The organism is Paraburkholderia sp. GAS448, from assembly GCF_050435685.1.
GTDB lineage: Bacteria > Pseudomonadota > Gammaproteobacteria > Burkholderiales > Burkholderiaceae > Paraburkholderia.
Genome location: NZ_JBNDKT010000013.1, coordinates 174,928 through 198,244, shown reverse-complemented (window position 1 = coordinate 198,244; position 23,317 = coordinate 174,928). Strand labels below are relative to the sequence as shown.

The 23,317-nt window shown below is 64.6% G+C and carries 14 protein-coding genes; 6 read left to right on the top strand and 8 right to left on the bottom strand.

Annotated features, from left to right (window positions below):
- The first annotated feature begins 195 nt into the window (after positions 1 to 195).
- Positions 196 to 3,336: a phosphoenolpyruvate carboxylase gene (ppc, locus tag P3T23_RS23830; RefSeq protein ID WP_429318576.1), complete on the top strand. Its 3,141-nt coding sequence runs from the start codon at positions 196 to 198 to the stop codon at positions 3,334 to 3,336.
- A 110-nt stretch (positions 3,337 to 3,446) separates the two neighbouring features.
- Here the strand turns inward: ppc and P3T23_RS23825 are convergent, their stop codons facing one another.
- Positions 3,447 to 4,199: a class I SAM-dependent methyltransferase gene (locus tag P3T23_RS23825; RefSeq protein ID WP_429318575.1), complete on the bottom strand. Its 753-nt coding sequence runs from the start codon at positions 4,197 to 4,199 to the stop codon at positions 3,447 to 3,449.
- Positions 4,200 to 4,354: 155 nt separating this feature from the next.
- Here P3T23_RS23825 and P3T23_RS23820 point away from each other — a divergent pair, with 155 nt between their 5' ends.
- The 3 genes from P3T23_RS23820 to P3T23_RS23810 all read left to right on the top strand — a co-directional run bounded on the left by P3T23_RS23820 (position 4,355) and on the right by P3T23_RS23810 (position 8,045).
- Positions 4,355 to 5,170 (top strand): helix-turn-helix transcriptional regulator, encoded by an 816-nt coding sequence (locus P3T23_RS23820; RefSeq protein WP_429318629.1) that lies wholly within the window; start codon positions 4,355 to 4,357, stop codon positions 5,168 to 5,170.
- 148 nt (positions 5,171 to 5,318) lie between these two features.
- Complete coding sequence (gene argH, locus P3T23_RS23815) at positions 5,319 to 6,725, top strand: argininosuccinate lyase (protein ID WP_429318574.1); 1,407 nt, start codon at positions 5,319 to 5,321, stop codon at positions 6,723 to 6,725.
- Between the two features lie 360 nt (positions 6,726 to 7,085).
- Positions 7,086 to 8,045 carry a bestrophin family protein gene (locus tag P3T23_RS23810; RefSeq protein WP_429318573.1) on the top strand — a complete coding sequence of 320 codons (960 nt, stop codon included), beginning with the start codon at positions 7,086 to 7,088 and terminating at the stop codon, positions 8,043 to 8,045.
- A gap of 66 nt (positions 8,046 to 8,111) precedes the next feature.
- On the opposite strand, the gene P3T23_RS23805 is transcribed toward P3T23_RS23810, so the two are convergent.
- The 5 genes from P3T23_RS23805 to apbC form a co-directional block, all read right to left on the bottom strand.
- Positions 8,112 to 8,813 carry a lysozyme inhibitor LprI family protein gene (locus P3T23_RS23805; RefSeq protein ID WP_429318572.1) on the bottom strand — a complete coding sequence of 234 codons (702 nt, stop codon included), beginning with the start codon at positions 8,811 to 8,813 and terminating at the stop codon, positions 8,112 to 8,114.
- A complete protein-coding gene (locus P3T23_RS23800; protein ID WP_429318571.1) occupies positions 8,813 to 11,098 on the bottom strand; it encodes an Orn/Lys/Arg decarboxylase N-terminal domain-containing protein in 2,286 nt (761 codons plus the stop codon). Before P3T23_RS23800 ends, P3T23_RS23805 begins: the two co-directional genes overlap by 1 nt.
- 83 nt (positions 11,099 to 11,181) lie before the next feature.
- Complete coding sequence (gene dcd, locus P3T23_RS23795) at positions 11,182 to 11,751, bottom strand: dCTP deaminase (RefSeq protein WP_429318570.1); 570 nt, start codon at positions 11,749 to 11,751, stop codon at positions 11,182 to 11,184.
- A gap of 215 nt (positions 11,752 to 11,966) precedes the next feature.
- Complete coding sequence (locus tag P3T23_RS23790; RefSeq protein WP_429318569.1) at positions 11,967 to 12,503, bottom strand: superoxide dismutase family protein; 537 nt, start codon at positions 12,501 to 12,503, stop codon at positions 11,967 to 11,969.
- A 139-nt stretch (positions 12,504 to 12,642) separates the two neighbouring features.
- Positions 12,643 to 13,731: an iron-sulfur cluster carrier protein ApbC gene (gene apbC / locus P3T23_RS23785; protein WP_429318568.1), complete on the bottom strand. Its 1,089-nt coding sequence runs from the start codon at positions 13,729 to 13,731 to the stop codon at positions 12,643 to 12,645.
- A 268-nt stretch (positions 13,732 to 13,999) separates the two neighbouring features.
- On the opposite strand from apbC, the gene P3T23_RS23780 reads away from it, so the two are divergent.
- On the top strand, positions 14,000 to 14,662 hold the full coding sequence (locus tag P3T23_RS23780) for an OmpA family protein (RefSeq protein WP_429318567.1): 663 nt from the start codon (positions 14,000 to 14,002) through the stop codon (positions 14,660 to 14,662).
- A 444-nt stretch (positions 14,663 to 15,106) separates the two neighbouring features.
- A complete protein-coding gene (gene metG / locus P3T23_RS23775; RefSeq protein WP_429318566.1) occupies positions 15,107 to 17,260 on the top strand; it encodes a methionine--tRNA ligase in 2,154 nt (717 codons plus the stop codon).
- Between the two features lie 79 nt (positions 17,261 to 17,339).
- On the opposite strand, the gene P3T23_RS23770 is transcribed toward metG, so the two are convergent.
- Both P3T23_RS23770 and P3T23_RS23765 read right to left on the bottom strand, forming a co-directional pair.
- A complete protein-coding gene (locus P3T23_RS23770) occupies positions 17,340 to 21,425 on the bottom strand; it encodes a translocation/assembly module TamB domain-containing protein (protein ID WP_429318565.1) in 4,086 nt (1,361 codons plus the stop codon).
- A 12-nt stretch (positions 21,426 to 21,437) separates the two neighbouring features.
- Positions 21,438 to 23,252, bottom strand: coding sequence for an autotransporter assembly complex protein TamA (locus P3T23_RS23765; RefSeq protein ID WP_429318564.1), 1,815 nt, complete (start codon positions 23,250 to 23,252; stop codon positions 21,438 to 21,440).
- Positions 23,253 to 23,317 lie beyond the last annotated feature (65 nt).

Below are 23,317 nucleotides of genomic sequence, written 5' to 3'. Positions count from 1 at the left end.
GGCGAGTCATTTCCTTCCTCGATTGCATCCACGCGTGCATGTCGTTCCGGCAGTCCCCGCGCTGTCGTGCCCCGGTGCATACCGGCGCGCGACAGCGAGCGCAGCTCGCCTGCGCAGTTGGCCGCAGTTGGCCGCAGTTGGCTTGTAACAGCAGTCCATCATCAATAGACCCTGGCTTCCCTGAGGAAACCCATCGTGACGTCTTCCGGATCGGCGCGCCCTGCCCGCCGCAACACTGCATCGCTCAATGCTTCAACGGCTGCGAACGCCACTCAGGCCACGCCGGCCAAAGCGGCCAAAGCCGCAAAAGTCGATAAAGCCGCCACTAAAGCCGCCGCCAAAGGCGCAAAACAGGCAAAACCCGCGAAGGCCCTGAAACCCATCAAAGCCGGCGCGAGCCGCGCTGCGCCCGACGACGCCCAGGCCGCGGCGAACGCCGTGGCACAAAATGGCGCCGCCAATGGCCATGCCGACCCCGCCGCGCTCACGCCGGTCGCGGACGCGGCGCCGGCAAAAACCGGTGGCCGCACACGCGAAGACAAGGATCAGCCGCTGTTCCAGGACATCCGCTATCTGGGACGCCTGCTCGGCGACGTCGTGCGCGAACAGGAAGGCGACGCGGTATTCGACGTCGTCGAGACGATCCGCCAGACGGCTGTGCGCTTTCGTCGCGAAGACGACAGCGCCGCCGCGCAGACACTCGAAAAGAAGCTGCGCTCGCTGAGCCCGGAACAGACCGTGAGCGTCGTGCGCGCGTTCAGCTATTTCTCGCATCTCGCGAACATCGCCGAAGACCGCCATCGCAATCGTCGCAATCGCATTCACGCGCTGGCGGGCGCGGGGGCGCGGCCGGGCACGATCGCGTACGCGCTGGAACGGCTGATGGAAGCGGAAGCCGCGCCGACGCCCGTGCTGCAGCAGTTCTTCAACGATGCGCTGATCGTGCCCGTCCTGACGGCCCACCCGACCGAAGTGCAGCGCAAGAGCATTCTCGACGCCGAACACGACCTCGCGCGCCTCCTCGCCGAGCGCGACCAGCCGCTGACGGAGCGCGAACGTGCGCACAACGAAGCGATGCTGCGTGCCCGCGTGACGTCGCTCTGGCAAACGCGGATGTTGCGCGATGCGCGCCTGACGGTCGCCGATGAGATCGAAAACGCGCTGTCGTACTACCGTGCGACCTTCCTCGAAGAAATCCCGGCGCTGTACGCCGACATCGAAGCCGCGCTCGCCGAGCACGGTCTGCCGGCGCGCCTGCCGCCGTTCTTCCAGATGGGCAGCTGGATCGGCGGCGACCGTGACGGCAATCCGAACGTCAGCGCCGCGACGCTCGAAGAAGCGATCACGCGCCAGGCAGCGGTGATCATCGAACACTATCTTGAACAGGTGCACAAGCTCGGCGCCGAGCTGTCGGTGTCGAATCTGCTCTCGGGTGCGAGCGATGCGCTGAAGGAACTCGCGGCGGCCTCGCCGGACCAGTCGCCGCACCGCGTCGACGAGCCGTACCGCCGCGCGTTGATCGGCATGTACACGCGACTCGCCGCGAGCGCTCGGGTCCGCCTCGGCGAAGGGGTCGTGCCCGTCCGTAGCGCGGGCCGCGGCGCGAAGCCGGTGCGCGCGACGCCGTACGCCGACGCCTCGGAATTTGTGCGCGACCTGCACGTGCTGATGGATTCGCTGGCCGAGCATCACGGCGCCTCGCTCGCCACGCCGCGCCTGTCACCGCTCGCGCGGGCCGCCGAAGTGTTCGGCTTCCATCTGGCCAGCATCGATCTGCGTCAAAGCTCGGACATCCACGAGGCCGTGATCGCCGAGCTGTTGAAGCGCGCCGGTGTCGAGGACGATTACGCGGCGCTCTCCGAAGCCGACAAGCTGCGCGTGCTGCTCGCCGAACTGGAACAGCCGCGCCCGCTGCGCCTGCCGTTTGCCGAGTACTCCGACCTCGCGAAGAGCGAACTCGGCGTGCTCGAAATGGCGCGTGTGACGCGCGAGAAATTCGGCCCGCGCGCGGTGCGCAACTACATCATCTCGCATACGGAGACGGTGAGCGATCTGGTCGAAGTGATGCTGCTGCAGAAGGAAACCGGCCTGCTGACGGGCCTGCTCGGCAATCCGGAACAGCCGGCGAGAGCTGGCCTGATGGTGATCCCGCTGTTCGAGACGATTCCCGATCTGCGCAACGCACCGCATATCATGCGCGATCTGATCGCGTTGCCCGGCGTCGACTCGCTGATTGAACATCAGGGCGGCGAGCAGGAAGTCATGCTCGGCTACTCGGACAGCAACAAGGACGGCGGTTTCCTGACGTCGAACTGGGAGCTGTATCGCGCGGAACTGGCGCTGGTGTCGCTCTTCAACGAGCGCGGCGTGACGCTGCGTCTGTTCCACGGCCGCGGCGGCACAGTCGGCCGCGGCGGCGGCCCGACCTACCAGGCGATCCTGTCGCAGCCGCCGGGCACCGTCGACGGCCAGATCCGTCTCACCGAGCAGGGCGAAGTGATTGCGAGCAAGTTCGGCAATCCGCAGATCGGCCGGCGCAATCTCGAGACCGTGGTGGCCGCGACGCTCGAAGCATCGTTGCTGCCGCACGGCAATGCGCCCGCACAACTGCCCGCGTTCGAGGAGACGATGCAGCAGCTCTCGGATACGGCGATGGCGTCATATCGTGCGCTCGTGTACGAAACGCCCGGCTTTACCGACTACTTCTTCCTGTCGACGCCAATCTCCGAAATCGCCGAGCTGAACATCGGCAGCCGGCCTGCTTCGCGCAAGCTGCAAGATCCGAAGCAGCGCAAGATCGAAGACCTGCGCGCGATTCCGTGGGGCTTCTCATGGGGTCAGTGCCGTCTGCTCCTGACCGGCTGGTACGGCTTCGGCAGCGCGGTCGCGGCGCACCTCGACAGCGCACCGTCTGACGCCGAACGCACACGGCGTCTGAACCTGCTGAAGAAGATGCACAAGACCTGGCCGTTCTTCTCGAACCTGCTGTCAAACATGGACATGGTGCTGGCAAAGACCGATCTCGCGGTCGCGTCGCGCTACGCACAGCTCGTCACCGACAAGAAGCTGCGCAAGCACGTGTTCGAGCGGATCGTCGGGGAATGGGAGCGCACGTCGAAGGCGCTGTCGGAGATCACCGGCAAGACCGAACGGCTCGCGGATAACCCGCTGCTCGCACGGTCGATCAAGAACCGCTTCCCGTATCTCGATCCGCTCAATCACCTGCAGGTGGAACTGCTCAAGCGCTACCGTGCGGGTGATACGAATGCGCGTCTGCGTCGCGGGATTCACCTGACGATCAACGGCGTCGCCGCGGGGCTCCGCAATACGGGCTGAACGCCGGGGTCAAGCGCGACAGGATGCTCCACTTGAGCAAGGGCACGCGATCCTTCATCGGGATCGCGTGCCTTTTTATTGCCCGTGTTATTTCCTGCTGCGCCCCGATATCAACGCGCTTCGATCATCAGCGCGTCGAGCTTGAAGGAGCCGTCGTCCCCCACGTCGAAATACTGACGCACTTCATCCGGCGCACCCGCCCACAATGAACGGATCGCGACGACACGAGGCTCCGGCGTACGCATCCGCGCCACCCACGAAGCGAAGTCGATCGGCAGGCGCCAGCGTTCGCGGATCGTCGCCTTGAAACCAGCCGCTTCGAACAGTGCGATCCACTCGTCGGCGCGATAGTCGCGGATATGTGAGCCATCGCGCAGCAACTCGACCGCCTGCAGATGCGTGTCGAGCAACGGGTGATCGCTGCCGGCAATATCGATGAAGAGCACCCGGCCGCCCGGCTTCAGCACGCGCCGCACTTCTGCAAGCGCCTTCGGTACGTCGTGCCAGTGGTGCGCGCTCATCCGGCTGATGACCCAGTCGAACGAGGCGTCGTCGAACGGCAGCGTTTCCGCCGCGCCCTGCTGCGTGCGGATCGTGTCGAGCCCGCGTTCGCGCGCCGCGGCGGCCACCGTTTCGAGCATTGGCGGCGCGATGTCGTACGCCACCACCGACTTCGCGTGCGGCGCCACCGCGAAACTCGCATGACCCGCGCCGCAGCCCATATCGAGAACCGTCGCCCCGGGCGTCGCCTGGATCGACGCCGCCAGCGTCGACAGATCGGCGCCCGTCGCGTGCACCTGACTCGTCAAGTAAGAGGCGGCGGTCGAGCCGAATGCGTCGGCGACCTGATCGTGATGCTTCATGGGATGCTCCTTGCCCGTGCAGGGGTCTAGTTGAGGTGGGCGAGCGGCCCGTCTGTGCGATTTCTGCCGCCCGAGCCGCTACAATAGAGCCCGCGCTGTACCAGTACAAGTTGAGCAATTATTCTGGTATCGACAACACCCCCTTCACGCACACGATGACGCCGCCGTCCGCTTCCGACCTCTCACCGCCACCGCTCGACGCCACACCCGCCCGCGCGCTGGGCGATTTCATCCGCGCCCACCGCGAACGTCTGTCGCCTCAGGCGGTCGGCCTGCCGCCCGGCCCGCGCCGCCGTACGCCTGGCCTGCGCCGCGAGGAAGTCGCGCAGTTGTGCAGCGTGAGCCCGACCTGGTACACGTGGATCGAACAGGGCCGGCCCGTGTCCGCTTCCGCCGATGCGCTCGCGCGGATCGCCGTGGCGTTGCAGCTTTCGCGCGCCGAACGGGCCTATCTGTTCGAGCTGGCTGCCCAGCGCGACCCCGCCGAACCAGACCCGGCCGCCGCCGATGCCCCCGCCACGCTGCTCGAAACCGTCCAGTTGATCGACGCGCCCGCGTACGTGCTCGACCGGCAATGGACCGCCCTCGCCTGGAACGCGCGGGCGGCGGACCTGTTTGTCGGCTGGCTGGACGGCGAGCATGACCGCAATCTGTTGCGCTTCACGTTCACCGAGCCCGGCGCGCGCGAGCTGATCGCCGACTGGGAGATCCGGGCGCGACGGCTTGCCGCCGAGTTTCGGGCGGATTCGATCCGGCATCTGAACGATGCGCCGACCCGCGGGCTGATCGACTCCCTGAGCACCGCCAGCGATGCTTTCGCGCGGTTCTGGGCGTCGCAGGACGTAGGCGGACGCGAAGGCGGACGGCGCGAATTCAACCATCCGCGCCACGGACACATCGTGTACGACCAGATCACCTTCAAGCCGGCGCATCGCGAAGACCTGAAGCTGGTGGTGCTGGTGCGGCTGTAGTGCTTCGGGCGCAGGTCGCTGAAACTGAAATGCGCCCGGTGCGGCGGGGGGTCATGCCTGCGCCGGATGTTAAAATCGCTGTCTTCTTCGCATCCGCGACGCGTGTACGCGTCGCACGCCTCTCACCGCCTCTTCACTGCCAAACATCATGACGTCCCAACTGCACAAAAAAGGCGAAGCCTGGTCGGCACGCTTCTCGGAGCCGATGTCGGAACTCGTCAAACGCTATACGTCGTCGGTTTTCTTCGACAAGCGTCTGGCGCTCGTCGATATCGAAGGGTCGCTCGCGCATGCCTCGATGCTGGCCGCGCAGAAGATCATCGCCGCCGACGACCTCGCCGCGATCCAGCGCGGCATGGCGCAGATCAAAGGTGAGATCGAACGCGGTGAATTCGAGTGGCAACTCGATCTGGAAGACGTGCACCTGAACATCGAAGCGCGCCTGACGGCGCTGATCGGCGATGCGGGCAAGCGTCTGCATACGGGCCGCTCGCGCAACGACCAGGTCGCCACGGATATCCGGCTCTGGCTGCGTGGGGAAATCGACCGTATCGGCGATCTGCTGAAGGATCTGCGTGGCGCGCTGATCGATCTGGCGGAGCAGAACGCCGGAACGATCATGCCGGGCTTTACGCACCTGCAGGTCGCGCAGCCGGTTACGTTCGGGCATCACCTGCTGGCCTACGTCGAGATGTTCACTCGCGATGCCGAGCGGATGCGCGATTGCCGCACGCGCGTCAATCGCCTGCCGCTGGGTGCGGCTGCGCTGGCTGGGACCAGCTATCCGATCGATCGTCATGCGGTCGCCAGGACCCTGGGCTTTGACGGCATTTGCGCGAACTCGCTCGATGCGGTTTCGGATCGCGATTTCGCGATCGAATTCACGGCGGCTTCCGCGCTCGTGATGACGCACGTGTCGCGGTTTTCCGAAGAGCTCGTACTGTGGATGAGTCCGCGGGTCGGCTTTATCGATCTGGCTGACCGGTTCTGCACGGGCTCGTCGATCATGCCGCAGAAGAAGAACCCCGATGTCCCCGAACTGGCGCGTGGCAAGACCGGGCGTGTGAATGGCCATCTGATGGCTTTGCTCACGCTCATGAAGGGTCAACCGCTCGCCTATAACAAGGACAATCAGGAAGACAAGGAACCGCTGTTCGATACCGTCGATACGGTCGCGGATACCCTGCGGATCTTTGCTGAAATGGTCGCAGGGATTACCGTCAAGCCGGCTGCCATGCGCGCTGCCGCGTTGCAGGGTTTTTCCACGGCAACCGATCTGGCTGATTATCTCGTGAAGCGCGGCCTGCCGTTCCGTGACGCTCACGAAGCCGTGGCACTCGCTGTGCGGATCTGCGTCGATCGCGAATGCGACCTGGCCGATCTTTCCCTTGACGAGATGCGCCATGAACTGCCGAACGTGGCTCACCTCATCGGTGAAGACGTGTTTGAATACCTCACGCTCGAAGGCTCGGTTGCAAGTCGTAACCATCCAGGAGGCACTGCGCCTGAGCAGGTGCTGCTCGCTGTTCAGGCTGCGCGGGCCAGGCTTGGCTGAAGCTGGTTTTTTGCGCCTTTAGCGCGCGTCGAGTTCCAGGCTGAAGGCGGGTCTCTTTTTAAGGGATCCGCCTTTTTCTTTTTGGTGGATCACTCGCATGATTTCATCAGGCTTCCTCAGCAGAATCAAATCCGAAAAACCTGCGCTCAGCATCACCACTTTATCGGCGCATCAGCAATTAATCTGCTACCCCTATCACGGGGCATCGGCCGACTGCTCTTACCTGTGTCGCTGACAGGCACGCCTTGCCCCGTCGGCCGTGCCCCTTCTCTCCCCCGGACAATGCGACGCACGCAGAAAACCTGATCCTTACCTGCATTTTCGACATAATGGGGTTTCGTTACGCCCGGCTCCGCCCCCATGATCATCCGGCCTCACCTGAACTGGTTTCGTATGCTCCTCGCGTGGAAAGGCTCTGTCCTCCCGCAACTGCTGCCGCGTCTCCTCGTGATTTTCTGCATATCGATCATCGCTGTCGCCGTGCACGATCACATTCTCAAGATCACCGTCAATCTCAACCCCACGCCGTTTTCCCTCATCGGCATCGCACTCGCCATCTTTCTCGGGTTTCGCAATAGCGCCAGCTACGACCGATACTGGGAAGCGCGAAAACTCTGGGGGCAACTGCTTAACGAGTCCCGCTCGATGACGCGTCAGGCGCTTACGTTTCCCCGCCATACGGGCGATGCGGGCGATGCGGGCGATGCGAACGCTGCAGCCGACGCGGACGAAACGCGCGAATTCGTGCGGGTCCTCGGCGCGTTTCCACACGCGCTGCGTCATCAACTGCGCAGGAGCGATCCGCGCGAGGACCTCGCCGCGCGCCTGCCGACGCCGCTTCTGGAACGCGTGATGGGGTCGCGCCATCGTCCGGCGACCATCATGCTCTGGCTCGGTGAATGGGTGCAGCGGCGCGCGCGTGAAGGCAGGCTCGAGTCGTGGACGGTGCTCGCGTTCGACCGCAATCTGAACGGGCTGTCGGATATCGTCGGGGGATGTGAGCGGATTGCGTCGACACCTCTGCCGTTTGCGTATTCGGTGATGATTCACCGCACTGTCTACTTCTTCTGTGCGGCTCTGCCCTTCGGGCTCGTGGATAGCATCGGCATCTTTACGCCGATCTTTTCGGTGTTCGTTGCGTACACCTTCATGGCGCTGGAAGCGATCGCGTCCCAGATCGAAGAACCATTCGGCACCGAGGACAACGACCTCGCGCTAGGCGCGATGTCCCTCTTCATCGAGGATGCCACGCGCGATCTGCTCGGCGAACCGGCGCTCGAAACCCAGACGCCCGGTCAACCACCGTTCTCGCTCAGCTAGCGGGCTGTGCGGCCATCCCGGTAATGCCGGCCCTGGCCTGACCTGAATCACGACGCCTCGCCTGGCTCAGTCGTTGCCGACCGTCTCCGAGAGACGCTTGATTGTCGCCACGCGCGCGCCAATGATATCGACACGGCTCCGTTCGTCGATCAATAGCGTCGTCGCATCGCGATATCCCATCCACGCGCGCTGCGCGCGCGACAGCGTCGAACGCGAGCGTGGCGGCATCTTCGCCCGCAGTTGCCGGAGGTAGCGGTTCAGATCGTAAGTGGCATGTTCGCACTGGGCGTCCATCGAACACGGGCGCAGTTGGGGGCTGTCGTCCCGGCGGGCATTCGCCGCGGCGGCGCGCAGCGCCAGCGCGCGGTCACGGACTGGCTGCAACTGCATGTCCGCCTCGGACAGCACATACATCGTCCCGTGGGTGGTTTCGAAGACGGCCTTCAGGAGCGGCGCTTCAGCCTCCCGCCATGCCTTCCAGCGCCGCTGGCTGGTTTCCCAGCCCCTGCGCCGCGAGGCCGGCGTCACAGCCTGCAACTGCTGCCATGCGGTATCCACCGCGGACTGCCACGCAGCCTGCGCCGCGTCCATGCACTGCACCTGACCCGCGGTCGACGAGCGGTCGCTGCGCGCGAGACACTGCCGCATCGCCGCGTCGATCGGATCGGCCGCGGCGACCTCCGCGCGGGCCGTGCCGGCCGCGAGGGTCAGCGCTACGCCCGCCGTGCAGAGCAAGGCGCGCGCAGCCCATGTCGAGCGCCCGACCATCAGCCGCGGACGCAGTCGACGAAGTACTCGATGCGCCCGTTGATCATCTCGCCTACGAGCCCGTGGATATCCGTATGGAAACCCGGGAAGCGCTCGTTGAACTCGCGCGCAAAACGCAGGTAGTTGACGATCGTCCGGTTGAAGCGCTCGCCGGGAATCAGGAGCGGAATGCCCGGCGGATACGGCGTGAGCAGGATCGACGTCACGCGGCCCTCGAGTTCGTCGATGGGCACCCGGTCGACCTCGCGGTGCGCGAGCTTTGCGAATGCTTCCGATGGCTTCATCGCCGGCTCCATGCTCGACAGATACATCTCGGTCGTCAGACGCGCGATGTCGTTTGCACGGTACACGCTGTGAATCTGCTCGCACAGATCGCGCAGGCCGATGCGCTCGTACGCCGGATGGTGCGACACGAATTCGGGCAGCACGCGCCACAGCGGCTGGTTGTTGTCGTAGTCGTCCTTGAACTGCTGCAGCTCGGTCACCATCGAGTTCCAGCGGCCCTTGGTGATGCCGATCGTGAACATGATGAAGAACGAGTACAGGCCTGTCTTTTCGACGATGATGCCGTGCTCGGCCAGATACTTCGTCACGATCGCGGCCGGAATGCCGGTTTCGCCGAACTCGCCGTCGACATCGAGCCCCGGCGTGATGATCGTCGCCTTGATCGGGTCGAGCATGTTGAAGCCTTCGGCCAACGGGCCGAAGCCGTGCCAGCGGTCATTCGGTCGCAGCATCCAGTCTTCGCGCGAGCCGATGCCTTCTTCAGCCAGTTCTTCCGGGCCCCAGACCTTGAAGAACCATTCGTCGCCGTACTCGGCGTCGACCTTGCGCATCGCGCGGCGGAAGTCCAGCGCTTCGGCAATCGATTCCTCGACCAGCGCGGTGCCGCCGGGCGGCTCCATCATCGCGGCCGCCACGTCGCACGACGCGATGATCGCGTATTGCGGGCTCGTCGACGTGTGCATCAGATACGCCTCGTTGAAGCGGTGCTTGTCGAACGTGCTGTTCTCGGAGTCCTGCACGACGATCTGCGAGGCCTGCGAGATGCCGGCGAGCAGCTTGTGCGTCGAGTGCGTCGCGAACACGAGTGCGCCCGTGCGCGGACGGCCCGCGCCGATCGCATGCATGTCCTGGTAGAACTCGTGGAACTCGGCGTGCGGCAGCCACGCTTCGTCGAAGTGCAGCGTGTCGAGCAGGTCGCCCAGCAGGTCCTTGATCATCTCGACGTTGTAGACCACGCCGTCGTACGTGCTCTGCGTGATCGTCAGGATGCGCGGCTTGAGGTTCGGGTTCCTGGCGAGCGCCTCGCGCGCGAACGGATTCGCCTCGATCTTCTTGCGGATGTTTTCCGGCTTGAATTCGTCGCGCGGAATCGGGCCGATGATGCCGAAGTGATTGCGCGTCGGCGTGAGGAACACGGGGATCGCGCCCGTCATCGTGATCGCGTGGAGGATCGACTTGTGACAGTTGCGGTCCACCAGCACGATGTCGCCCGGTGCGACGGTGGCGTGCCAGACGATCTTGTTCGACGTCGACGTGCCGTTCGTCACGAAGAACAGGTGATCGGCGCTGAAAATGCGCGCCGCATTGCGCTCCGACGCGGCTACCGGGCCGGTATGGTCGAGCAGCTGGCCGAGTTCGTCGACGGCATTGCAGACGTCGGCGCGCAGCATGTTCTCGCCGAAGAACTGGTGGAACATCTGGCCGAGCGGATTCTTCAGGAACGCGACGCCGCCCGAGTGGCCCGGACAGTGCCACGAATACGAGCCTTCCTCCGCGTACTGCACGAGTTCCTTGAAGAACGGCGGCGCGAGCGAGTCGAGATACACCTTCGCCTCGCGAATGATGTGGCGCGCGACGAACTCCGGCGTGTCCTCGAACATGTGGATGAAGCCGTGCAGTTCGCGCAGGATGTCGTTCGGCAGGTGGCGCGACGTGCGCGTCTCGCCGTACAGGAAGATTGGAATGTCCGCGTTGCGGCGGCGCACTTCGGTCACGAACGCGCGCAGCGCGATGATCGCGGCCGCGAGTTCGGGCGTCTCGCCTTCGACCACGACGTTCTCGACATACGGCAGCAGCTCGTCGTCGTCGATCGACAGGATGAAGCACGACGCGCGGCTCGACTGCTGCGCGAACGAGGTCAGGTCACCATAGCTCGTGAGCCCGAGCACTTCCGCGCCTTCTTTTTCGATGGCTTCGGCCAGCGCCCGGATGCCGGAACCCGAGATATTCTCGGAGCGGAAATCTTCGTCGATGATGACGACGGGAAAACGAAACTTCATGGGCGATTCTCCAAAAAGAACGACCGCTGCTTCTGATGCGCAGCGGTCACCCGTATAGCCGGTGAGTCAATGCGCGCTGCGCGTTAGGTTTTGGGCAACGTGACGCCGTGCTGGCCTTGATATTTGCCGCCGCGATCCGCGTACGACACCTCGCAAATCTCGTCGCTTTCGAAAAACAGAACCTGCGCGACGCCTTCGTTCGCGTAGATTTTCGCAGGCAAAGGTGTCGTATTTGAGAATTCGAGCGTCACGTGCCCTTCCCACTCCGGTTCGAACGGCGTCACGTTGACGATGATGCCGCAACGCGCGTACGTAGACTTGCCGAGGCAGACGGTCAGCACGCTGCGCGGAATGCGGAAATACTCGACGGTACGCGCCAGCGCAAACGAGTTCGGCGGGATGATGCAGACGTCACCCTTGAAATCGACAAACGACTTCTCGTCGAAGTTCTTCGGGTCGACGATCGTCGAATTGATGTTCGTGAAGATCTTGAATTCGTCGGCGCAGCGGATATCGTAGCCGTAGCTCGACGTGCCATAGCTGACGATCTTCCGGCCGTCTTCCGAGACGCGAACCTGATCGGGCGAGAACGGCTCGATCATGTTGTGCTGTTCGGCCATGCGCCGGATCCACTTGTCGGATTTGATGGTCATATATGAATGCTACGTGACACGTGAGAGGGGTAAAAGGCTGGCCGGCAAGGGCCCTGCCGGGCGAAAGGCGCTTATTTTACGCGATCGAACGAACGCGGATGGACACACGGCCGATGGATGCCCGCGAACCTGCCGGAACCGGCACGACCGCGCGCGCTCCGGGACGGCATCGAGTGATGCCTCGGCTGGCGGCGTGCCGACGACATCATCGTATGTCACTGCTGCCGGATCACCCCGCAGGCGAGCGCAGTACCGGCGCCATGCTGCGGGTAGGCGTACGGATCAGACGCGTCGCGGTGCAGGAGAACCGAGCGCTGCAGCACCGAGCGGATGCCGTCGAGCGACACATCGGGCGCCACGATAAAGCCGGTCGCCACGCCGGTCGCATCTGCGCGAATATTCCCCAGGTCGCCCTCGACCCGCGCACCGATCTTCAGGCGCTCGGCGGCTGGCGAGAAGACCGCACCGGCACTGGAGCCGTCGGTGGCGTTGCAGTCGCCGCGCTCGTGGATCTGCAGCGCGTGGTCGCTATCCGGCGGAAGGCCCGCAAGATTGTAGGTGACCTGCACGCCGTCCGAGCGTTCTATGAAGGTCACGGAGCCGCGAGCGGAACTGCCCACGGTAGGCAGAAGTTGCGCATTGGCACGCTTTTCCTGTGGCCTCAGGAATGCAGTGCAGCCGCACAGAAGCAGGCTGCTGGCAGTCAGAACGATGAACGCATGCACCGCCTGTCCGTCGATTCGTTGTCTCATGCGATCCTCTTGCCGGCCAGCGACCGCCCGTGCGGCCGCTTTGCCGGACCTTTGAAGCCGACATGATACCGCGCCAGCCGGCCGCATTGACGCCTGCGGCAGGTTGGCCGGATGGCCAGCGCGGACCGGCCGGAACGGCTCAGGTGTTCTGCACGACGATGTTCGGAAACTTCGAGGTCATGTCGCGCGCGCGCTCGGCGATATGGAGCGCCATCTTGCGCGCGATCGAACGATAGATTTCCGCGACGCGCCCTTCCGGATCCGCCACCACGGTTGGCCGGCCGGAGTCGGCCTGCTCGCGGATCGCGATGTCGAGCGGCAGGCTGCCGAGCACCTCGACGCCGTATTCCTTTGCCATCCGCTCGCCGCCGCCCGCGCCGAAGATATGTTCTTCGTGGCCACAGTTCGAGCAGATGTGCATGCCCATGTTTTCGACGATGCCGAGAATCGGAATGCCGACCTTCTCGAACATCTTGAGACCCTTTTTGGCGTCGAGGAGCGCAATGTCCTGCGGCGTCGTGACGATCACCGCGCCCGTCACCGGCACGCGCTGCGAGAGCGTCAACTGGATGTCGCCAGTGCCAGGCGGCATGTCGACGATCAGATAGTCGAGGTCTTGCCAGTTCGTCTGCCGCAGCAGCTGTTCGAGCGCCGACGTGGCCATCGGGCCGCGCCAGACCATCGGGTTGTCCTGCTCGATCAGAAAGCCGATCGAGTTGGCCTGCATGCCGTGGCCGGTCATCGGATTCATCGACTGGCCATCGGGCGACTCGGGACGCCCCTCTATGCCGAGCATCGTCGGCAGCGAGGGGCCGTAGATGTCGGCATCCAGCACGCCGACCGACGCGCCTTCGCTCGCCAGCGCCAGCGCAAGGTTGACCGCGGTCGTGCTTTTGCCGACACCGCCCTTGCCGGACGCGACAGCCACGATGTTCTTGACGTTCGGCAACAGTTTTACGCCACGCTGGACGGTGTGCGCGGCGATCACCTGCGACACCTGCACGCGGGCGTCCTTCACGCCAGGCACCTGAAGCAGAGCATCGGCGACGATCTTCTGGATGGCGTCAAACTGACGTTTCGCCGGATAGCCGAGTACCACGTCGAGGCTAACCGTTGCATCATTGACGGAAACGTTCTTGAAGTTCTTCGCCGCCGCGAACGGACGGCCAGTGTTGGGGTCGGTGACGGCCGCGAGGGCGGCGTCCACCAAAGCCCGATCGATACTCATTGAAACTCCGAGGAACGGTTTGCGGCGCGGTCGAATCGAACCATCGGCCGGCTGCACGAAATTGAAAGAAATTGTTGCTCGGCATTGCGAAAACAGCGCTTGCCGGGCACCCTTCGGCGGCTGCAATCTATAGGGCCGAATCACTGCGTGCCTCAGCCGTCATTGTAGTGGCTGGCGCGGCGCCCTGCCGGAAGACCCTTTTCCGTTATCGGAGCGGGCATCCGGGGCTTGTCATCGACGACTCGTTTTTCTGAAGAGAGGATCCACAATGAACACGAAAATCATGTCCCGCCTCACGGTCTTCGCGGTGGCCGGCGCGCTCCTCGCCGGCTGCGCTACCCAGCAGGGCACCAACACCGCTGTTGGAACGGGCGCCGGCGCGGCTGTCGGCGCGGGCATTGGTGCAATCTTCGGCGGCGGCAAGGGCGCGGCGATCGGCGCGGCGGCGGGTGCGGCGACGGGCGGCATCGTCGGCTATAACTGGCAGGCGATCCACAACAAGCTGTCGGGCGCAACCAAGGGCACCGGCACGCAGATCACCGAGCAGCCGGACGGCTCGCTCAAGCTGAACATCCCGAGCTCGGTCACGTTCGACACGAGCAGCTACGCGATCAAGCCGACGTTCGCACCGGTTCTCGATCAGGTGGCTCAGACGCTGGCCGGAAGCCCTGAAGTGATCGCCCAGGTCGTCGGTCATACGGACAGCACGGGCTCGGACGCGTACAACCAGACGCTGTCGGTGAACCGCGCGCAAAGCGTCGTGAGTTATCTCGGGACGCACGGCGTCGCGCCGCAGCGCCTGTCCGCTGAAGGCCACGGCTCGTCGCAGCCGGTCGCCGACAACAATACGGAAGCAGGCCGCGCCCAGAACCGGCGCGTCGAGATCTATCTGCGCGCTACCGCCCAGCCGGGTCAGCAGCCTAAGGGATGATCTCGAAAGAGGAGAATCGGCACAGGTTGCGTGTCCGCCCGGACAAGGCCGGACGCGCACCGCACGTCGAATTGAAACCTTCGGGTAACTGATTCGAAAAAAATTTCGAACTCTCGCGCAAATCCGTTGTCTCTCTTTACGGTACGTGGCTGGCGATGCCGCCGCGTCACCATTCTCCTCTTGTCGTTGTTGCTCCGGGGCCCAATAGCCCCGGTTTTTTTTGGTTCTTCAGGGGTGCCCGCCGCGCCGTTCCGGCCTCTCCTCCCAACTCCGCCGCTTCAGCCCAGACTCCCTGGCCGCCCCTTCCGCATTTCCCGAACGTCGTTCGAGCGGCCGCGCATCAGACTCCTGCTGCCATGCCTGCCGGTCATCCGGCCTGTCCCGCTGTGGCTGGCCGCCCTGATAGAATCGAAGTTTCGTCCCTCCGCAAGTCCCAGAATCCCTATGTCAGCACCCGCCACCGATCTCACCGCAGGCACGCCGCCGGGCCGTCGCCAGATCCTCGTCACGTCCGCGCTGCCGTACGCAAACGGGCAGATCCATATCGGCCACCTGGTCGAATATATCCAGACGGACATCTGGGTGCGCACCCTGCGCATGCACGGGCACGAGGTCTACTACGTGGGCGCCGACGATACGCACGGCACGCCCGTCATGCTGCGCGCGGAGAAGGAAGGCATCACGCCAAAGCAGTTGATCGACCGCGTCTGGCAGGAGCACAAGCGCGATTTCGACAGCTTCGGCATTTCGTTCGACAACTACTATTCAACCGACTCCGAAGAGAACCGGGTTCTGAGCGAATCTGTCTACACGGCGCTTCGCGACGCGGGCCTGATCGAGGCGCGGGAGATCGAACAGGCGTACGACCCGGTCAAGGAAATGTTCCTGCCGGACCGCTACATCAAGGGCGAATGTCCGAAGTGCGGCGCGAAAGACCAGTACGGCGACAGTTGCGAAGTGTGCGGCTCGACCTACCAGCCGACCGAGCTGGTTAATCCGTATTCGGTGGTGTCTGGCGCCACGCCAATTCGCAAGAAGTCGACGCATTACTTCTTCCGTCTGTCGGACCCGCGCTGCGAGAACTTCCTGCGGAGCTGGGTCGGCGGCCTCGCGCAGCCGGAAGCGACCAACAAGATGCGTGAATGGCTCGGCGATTCGGGGGAAGCCAAACTCGCCGACTGGGACATCTCGCGCGACGCGCCCTACTTCGGTTTCGAGATTCCCGGCGCGCCGGGCAAGTACTTCTACGTATGGCTGGATGCACCGGTTGGCTATTACGCGAGCTTCAGGAACCTCGCCGAAAAGCGCGGCATCGACTTCGACGCGTGGACCCGCAAGGGCGCCACCGCGGAGCAATACCACTTCATCGGCAAGGACATCCTCTATTTCCACACGCTGTTCTGGCCGGCGATGCTCGAATTCTCGGGCCATCGCACGCCGACCAACGTGTTCGCGCACGGCTTCCTGACGGTCGACGGCGCGAAAATGTCGAAGTCGCGCGGCACATTCATCACCGCGCAGAGCGTGATCGACACGGGCCTGAACCCGGAATGGCTGCGCTACTACTTCGCGGCCAAGCTGAACAGCACGATGGAAGACCTCGACTTGAACCTCGAAGACTTCCAGGCGCGCGTGAACAGCGACCTCGTCGGCAAGTACGTCAATATCGCAAGCCGTGCGGCGGGCTTCCTGATCAAGCGTTTCGACGGCCGCATCCAGGACAGCGCGATGCACCATCCGCTGCTCGCCACGTTGCGCGCCGCGATTCCGCAGATCGCCGCGAACTACGAGGCGCGCGAGTACAACCGGGCGCTGCGCCAGACGATGGAACTCGCCGATACGGTCAACGCGTACGTCGACTCCGCCAAGCCATGGGATCAGGCGAAAGACCCGGCCAACGCCGTCGCGCTGCACGAAACCTGCTCCGTCAGTATCGAGGCGTTCCGCCTGCTGTCGCTGGCGTTGAAGCCGGTGCTGCCGACGCTCGCGGAATCCGTCGAAGCGTTCCTCGGCATCGAGCCGCTCAAGTGGTCGGACGCCAGCGTGCCGTTGAGCAGCGACCGGCCGATCAACGCTTACAAGCATCTGATGACTCGTGTCGATCCGAAGCAGATCGGGGCGCTGCTCGCGGCCAACCGCGACTCCCTGCAGGCAACCGAAACCGGCGCGCCTGCCGCCGACGCGAAAGCCAGGGCAAAGGCGAAAGCCGCCGCGGCGAACGGCAAGGCCGACGACAAGGCGGACAGTGAAGAATCGGCGATCATCTCGATCGACGACTTTGCGAAGATCGATCTTCGTATCGCGAAGATTGTCGACTGCCAGGCGGTCGAAGGGTCGGACAAGCTTTTGCAGCTGACGCTCGACGTCGGCGAAGAGAAAACCCGCAACGTGTTTTCGGGCATCAAGTCGGCCTATCAGCCGGAGCAACTGGTCGGCAAGCTGACGGTGATGGTCGCGAATCTCGCGCCGCGCAAGATGAAGTTCGGCCTGTCCGAAGGGATGGTGCTGGCCGCATCGGCCGCCGATGAGAGGGCCGAGCCGGGCATCTACGTGCTCGAACCGGACAGCGGCGCGAAACCAGGCATGCGCGTGAAGTGAAACAGTGTGCCTGAAGTAACCAGCCGTACAAAAAGCACGCCCGAAAGCGTGCTTTTTTATTGCGCAGAAACCGCCGCACTCACCAGCGCCAGCGGTCAAACCGCCTCGTGTAAAACAGGACGAAACCCTGGAACGTGCCGGCATAGGTCGTCACTGACCAGTAACGCGTCAGGTTCACCGTCGCCTTGACCGCGTTGCTCGCCGACTGCAACCCCTGTTCGTAGCCGATCACGAGCCATTCGTTGATCGCCTTCGACACCATCACCACCTCCGAATCCGTCAGACCGACCTCGCTGCTCCCGATCGAAAACTCGTCGAGACCGAATGACTGCGCGATCCGCTTTCCGCCCGCGCTGCCGAGCAAGGCCAGCGCAGTCGTCATCGTGTTCTGCTGTCCCTGGTTGTTGCCCTGATCCGTGCCGTGGCCGAACAGCAGCCACGAGAGTTTTTCGTTGTCCGGGACGTTCGGCTCCGAAACCAGCTTCGCATTCGGCGACTGGATCGTCCCGGTGACCTGCACGCCCGCTTCGACCTGCTGGTTGCGCCGCATCGCCAGAATATTGATGCCTGGATTCGCGACCGGTCCATTGAACGTGAAAAAGCCGTTTTCGATCGCAAGCCTGCGGCCAAACGCGGTGTAGGTCGACCCTTCGGTCACACGGACGTTGCCGACCGCGCGCAACGGCATGTTCGGCGCGCTCATTGCCGTAATCGTGCCGCGCAGGCCGAGGTCCGCGCCCTGTCCGCGGAAACGGAAGTCGTTGCCGAGATCGATATCGATGTTGGCGCGCGGCGCGAACGGGCCGACGGACCGGTCCGAGCCAGCCGCCGAAGGCGGCGGCACGCGACGGACCGTGCCATCCGGCCGGACGATGACGACATCGTCGCCGAGCCTCGGTGCGGCCTGCTCGGGCATGTCGAAGAGCGCATGGTCGACCTTGAACTTGCCGTTGATCGCGAGTCCGCCGAGCGGCCCCGCGCTGACGACAGTCGCGCTGCCGGACAGCGACAGCTGGCGGTCCGGCGAGGCAAACAGTTCAAGCTTGTCCGCGACGATGCTGGCCTTGACGTCGGGATCCGGGCCGCCCAGCTTCACCTCCCCCGTCGCGCGAAGCGTGCCGCTCGCGCCGTGGAACTCGACCTGCTGGAAATCGACGAGGTTTTCCGACAGCGCGATGTGAATCACGCCGTCCTTCAATTGCACGCCTTGATCGACGAGTGTGGCGGACAGCCCGTCGCCAGTCAGCGCTCCCGACACCTTCGGCTTCGCCACGGTTCCGGTCAGCGCAAGTCTCAGCGCGACGTGTCCGTCGAGCAGGTAGCTCGGACCGAACAGTCCACCCGTTGTCTTCAGCGAAGGCACGTTCGCGTTCACCGAGCCCGCAAGCGGCGCTTCTTCGCTGAGGGTCAGCAGGCCATCCTGCATGACGAGGTTGGTATGCGCGGCGACGTCGATGACGCCAAGACGGCTCGCCTGCGCGTGAACCGTCGCGTTCAGACGATTGCCGGCGCTGAAATCGACGCGAGCCGCGATATCCGCAATGCCGAGCGATGCGACGCCGCGCCCGACCTCGACCGTCACGTCGCCTGCACGGCGTTTCAGCTGGATATGACCGCTCGCCGTATCGCCGAGCGCGAAATCCCAGTCGCCGTCGAAAACGAGATCGGTCTTCAACGGCGGCGGCGTACCGGTGATTTCCTGCCGCAACTCCTGCAGGCGCGCCAGCGAAATCCCGTTGATCGAGCCCGCCGAGCGGATGCGGCCGCGGTCGAATACGAACGACTTCAGATCGAGCACGGCGTTTTCGAGCGTCATGCGCGTCGCGCCGAGCGTCACGCGACCGGCGCCGGCACTCACCGACAGCGGCGACTCGAGATTGACGGCCGGCGTGCCGCGGTTCTGCAGACGTGTCACCGTGCCGTCCCAGTGCGGACCGTCGCGCGTGTCGGTGAGGTGGCCGTTCGCCGCCAGCGTCAGATCCAGCGGGCGTTCGTGCACCTTGCCGGCCGCTTCTGCATCGAGTGTGTGGTTGGCCCGCGTGCCGCGCAGATGCGCCGTGAGCGTCGCGAGTTCGACACCGTTGGCAGCCAGGTTGCGCGCATCGGTCGTAAACACGAGCGCGCCGTTCGCACCGTCGCGCAGTTCGGCGTGGCCCTCGGCGTGACCGACCCGGTTCGCGCCGAATTCGACGCCATCGGCCTTGTAGTTGAACACGACGTCCGGATGCGCGAACGTGCCGGTGAGGTCGCCGTCGGCCATCACGACGCCCGCGATGCCAAAACCGAGCCGCTCCAGCTGCGGCGCATCGACCTTGAAGTGCAGACGGTCACCGCGCGCACCGAAGCTGCCCTGCACGTCGACATCGTTGCCCGCTACCGACAGATTTGCCCGGCTTGGCAGAATCCGCGAGCCAGCCAGCTGGATCGTGCCGCCGCCTGTCAGCGGCAGACCGTCGTAGACGCTTTCGCCGAGCCGGAAGTCGGCTTTGGTCGTGAAAGTTGGCCCGAGCACGCCGGCGGCGCTGATCGTGCCGTTCACCCGCGCCTCGATCCTGCGCGCCGCGGGTGTTGCCCGGTTCGCCGCGGGCCTGCCCGACGTGCCCCTGGCCGCCGGAGCGGCAGCCGCACGGGACGGCGTCTGCGAGGTCAGCGCGAGCGGATCGAAGTCGGTCAGCGTTGCCTTCAGGTTGTAGCTCGAACTGGCGTCGTGCTTGATCGCGCCCGACAGATCGATGCGCCCTTTGCCCGCCGTCACCCTGACGTCGTTGAAACTCATGCGTGCCGGATCGAACGTCACCTTGCCCTGCGCGCGCAACCCGGCCCGCTGGTCAGCGAGGTCGAGCGTGATGCTTTGTATGTCGTCGTTCAGGCGGATGCCGATCGGGCCGGCGAGCTGCGTCGGGTGCACGCTCGCCTGAAGTGCGTTCAGATCGAGGCCGGCTACCTGCAGGTTGAACTGGCCGCGTTTGCCCGTGAGCGAGCCGCCGCCCGTGATTGTCGCGTTCCTGACGATGCGCACATTCAGGTTCGAGATGTGCTGCGCCTCGGCGTCGAGCCGCACGTCCGCGCGAGCGTCGATGAGCGGCAGAAGGTGCTCGTCGATCGCACCTGGTCTGGCGTTGACGATCGATACCGAGCCGGCCACGGCAAAGGCGCCCGGCCTCGCCGGATGCGTGGACTTTGCAGCCGCGCCCGCTTCACCCAGCACCGCGGGCTGCAACTCCGCCCGCACCGCAAGGTCCGCGAACGGCGCGCCAGGCGCGAAGGCCTGCGGATTCACGTGATCGAAGGTTACCGTCGCGCGCTGCAGCGGCACCGCACCAAACGGCGTCGCCTCGACCCGCGCGTGACCCGCGAGCTTCAGACCGGTCGCGTCGAGTTCGGCCACAAGCGTCTCCAGCGTCCCCGTCACATGCCCGTTCACCTGCACCGGTTCATCGTTGACCTTGCCTGAATAGCTCGCGTCGCCGGTCAGGGGAAACGGCTTCACGCCATCGAGCAACGCCCGCGCCGTGACCGCGCCGAAAGGCGTATCGAGCCGGTCGACCGCCGCTTCGTGATGCCGGCCATCGCTCTTGCCATGGAAGACAAACCGTGAGAGCTCCGTGGTCGATCCGCCCTCATGCAGCAGCAACTGGTCGACCCGCAGATCGCGCACCTCGAGCTGGAACGGCAACTGAAGGTCCTCCGGCAAGGTCATCGGGCCGGCAGTCGACGTCGACGGCGCGACCCGCGCGTCGATTGTGCCGACGTGCAGGTAGTCGACGGCAAAGCGCCAGGGTTCATGGGTCAGCGCCCAGCGGCCCGCAATGCGGTCAACCTTGATATCCGTGCCGCTGCCGTCGAGGCTGCGCCACTCGACATGACGCAGGCGCAGGCCCGTCGCGATCGTCCCGCCGTCGAGCGTGCCGGCAAGCCGCCCGTCCAGCAACTTCACGGCCGCGCGCCATGCGAAAGCCGTACCCCGCTCGGTCGTCAGCACGCCATACAGCGCGCCCGCGACGAGCACGACGATCAGCACGGGCGCCACGGCCGCCCACACGAGCCGCCGCCACAGACGCCGACGCGCCCGCGGGGGCGGCGGCGTGTCCGCGCCGCCCGGCCCGTCAGGCGGAGGAGCGCCGGGCGTGTCTGGTAGTGGGGTGGCGGAGGAGTCCGTCGTCATGGATGACAAAAATCAGAAAGCGATGCCGAGCGTCAGGTACGGACGCACGCTCTTGTTGCGAATACCGTAGGCCAGATCGACGTTGATCGGCCCGACCGGGCTGCGCCAGCGCGCGCCCACACCTACACCGGGGTAGAAGACCTTTTCGCCCCACGTGTCAGTAGCGGTGCCGATGTCGAAAAACGCCGCCGCGCCCCAGCTACGGTTAAACCAGTGCTGGTACTCGGTCGAGCCGGTGATGAGGTATTTGGTCGGCAGGACCGAGCCGGCGACGTTGTTACCGATGCTCTGGAAGCTATAGCCGCGCACTGAGTTCGAACCACCCGCGCGGAACAGCAGCGACGCCGGAATCCCGCTCGAACCGCCGCTCGTGAAGACGCCGCCCAGTTCCGCGCGCAGCAGAATCAGGTCGCGCTGACCTATCGGCAGATACTGCTGGCCACGCGCGTAGCCGCGAATGAACGTCTGGTCGGTCGCCACGTTCTTGATGGCGAAGCCCGCCTCCACGTGAATCAGGTTGCCGGAGCGCGGGAACAGCGGATCGTCGGTATTGCGGCGCGTCCAGATCCAGGACGGCACGAGCGCGCGGCTCGTGGTCGGCGGCCCGACATTCTGCGTCAACCGGTCCTGGTAGTAGAGGATCGAGTACCCGTAGTCGATGAACTGCGACGTGCGCGTGCGCTGCACACCGGCGCGCGCGCTATAGATCTGCGTGTTCGACACATCCGTGCTCGTATAGGACGCCAGCACGCTATTGACCCATGCCCGCTCGCCGGGCGGCATCGACAGCTGGATCTGCCCGAATCGCTGGATCTGGTCGATGCGCCCTGTGATGGAGAACGGGTAGGCCCGGCCGAATGTGTTCAGATAGGAATACGAACCCTGCACCTGCGGGCCGTTGTCCGTCGAGTAGCCGACGCCGCCGCGGAAACTGTTGTAAGGATATTCGCTGACCTTCACCTGGATCGGCGTTTCGAGCGGCTTTTCCGGGTCGTTGCCGACATCGATCGCGACGCTCGCATAGTACGGCGTGTTCTGCAGCTGACGCTGCAGTTCGGCGACCCGCCGCACGTCGTAGATATCGCCGACCGCGATCGGGTTCACGTTATGCACGATCTGCTCCGGGTAGCGGCGCGTACCCGACACCTCGAGCGGCCCCATCGTGAAGGTCGGGCCGCTGTCGTAGGTGACGCTCAGACTGGCTTCATGCGTGCGCGGGTCGATGAGCGCTTCGGAATGGTAAATCTTCGCGGCGACATAGCGGCGCGCCTGGAGGGCTTTCAGCGACGCGCTCTTCGCGTCGTCCCAGCCACCCTGTGAAAACGGATCGCCTTCATGCAGCGTGAACGCAAAACGCGCGGTATGTTCCTGCTCGGGATCTTCGGTCGCCACGGGGCCGCGAAACGACAGCGAAATCGACGAGATGGTGGTTTGCGGCCCCGGATCGACGTTGATGGTCACCTCGCGGCGGCCGTCGACGGTACGCACGTCAGTGCGTATGACCGGCGAGAAATACCCTTCCGTCGCAATGAGATCGCGCACCTGCTGCGGTGTGGCGGTCACGAGAAATTCGAACTGATCTTCGCTGATATCTTTGCGGCTGGCGAAACGGGCGATGTCGAGGTGAGCTTCGAGGAGCTTGCGCAGCGAACGCGGCGAGGTGTTGACGTCGACCCTGTAGGCATCCCGCGCATGGGCTTCGCTGGCGGTCAATACGGACATCAGTACGAGCGCCCCGGCGACGAGCCACGCGCGCAGATTCCGCCACGGGCGCGATGTCCCGCGCGCGGCGTAAAGGCGCTTGCCACCGGCTGATACACGCCACATGCGCGATGGTTCGATCACACACCCCGCCAAACAGAACCTCCGGCCATGGTTGAATTGTTCCGTCC

What these genes read in the sequence shown, in the direction of transcription:
- P3T23_RS23825 (WP_429318575.1), bottom strand. Translation starts at nt 4,199, where the DNA reads ATGAAGCATCACGATCAGGTCGCCGACGCATTCGGCTCGACCGCCGCC.
- P3T23_RS23820 (WP_429318629.1), top strand. Translation starts at nt 4,355, where the DNA reads ATGACGCCGCCGTCCGCTTCCGACCTCTCACCGCCACCGCTCGACGCC.
- argH (WP_429318574.1), top strand. Translation starts at nt 5,319, where the DNA reads ATGACGTCCCAACTGCACAAAAAAGGCGAAGCCTGGTCGGCACGCTTC.
- P3T23_RS23810 (WP_429318573.1), top strand. Translation starts at nt 7,086, where the DNA reads ATGATCATCCGGCCTCACCTGAACTGGTTTCGTATGCTCCTCGCGTGG.
- P3T23_RS23805 (WP_429318572.1), bottom strand. Translation starts at nt 8,813, where the DNA reads ATGGTCGGGCGCTCGACATGGGCTGCGCGCGCCTTGCTCTGCACGGCG.
- P3T23_RS23800 (WP_429318571.1), bottom strand. Translation starts at nt 11,098, where the DNA reads ATGAAGTTTCGTTTTCCCGTCGTCATCATCGACGAAGATTTCCGCTCC.
- dcd (WP_429318570.1), bottom strand. Translation starts at nt 11,751, where the DNA reads ATGACCATCAAATCCGACAAGTGGATCCGGCGCATGGCCGAACAGCAC.
- P3T23_RS23790 (WP_429318569.1), bottom strand. Translation starts at nt 12,503, where the DNA reads ATGAGACAACGAATCGACGGACAGGCGGTGCATGCGTTCATCGTTCTG.
- apbC (WP_429318568.1), bottom strand. Translation starts at nt 13,731, where the DNA reads ATGAGTATCGATCGGGCTTTGGTGGACGCCGCCCTCGCGGCCGTCACC.
- P3T23_RS23780 (WP_429318567.1), top strand. Translation starts at nt 14,000, where the DNA reads ATGAACACGAAAATCATGTCCCGCCTCACGGTCTTCGCGGTGGCCGGC.
- metG (WP_429318566.1), top strand. Translation starts at nt 15,107, where the DNA reads ATGTCAGCACCCGCCACCGATCTCACCGCAGGCACGCCGCCGGGCCGT.
- P3T23_RS23770 (WP_429318565.1), bottom strand. Translation starts at nt 21,425, where the DNA reads ATGACGACGGACTCCTCCGCCACCCCACTACCAGACACGCCCGGCGCT.
- P3T23_RS23765 (WP_429318564.1), bottom strand. Translation starts at nt 23,252, where the DNA reads ATGTGGCGTGTATCAGCCGGTGGCAAGCGCCTTTACGCCGCGCGCGGG.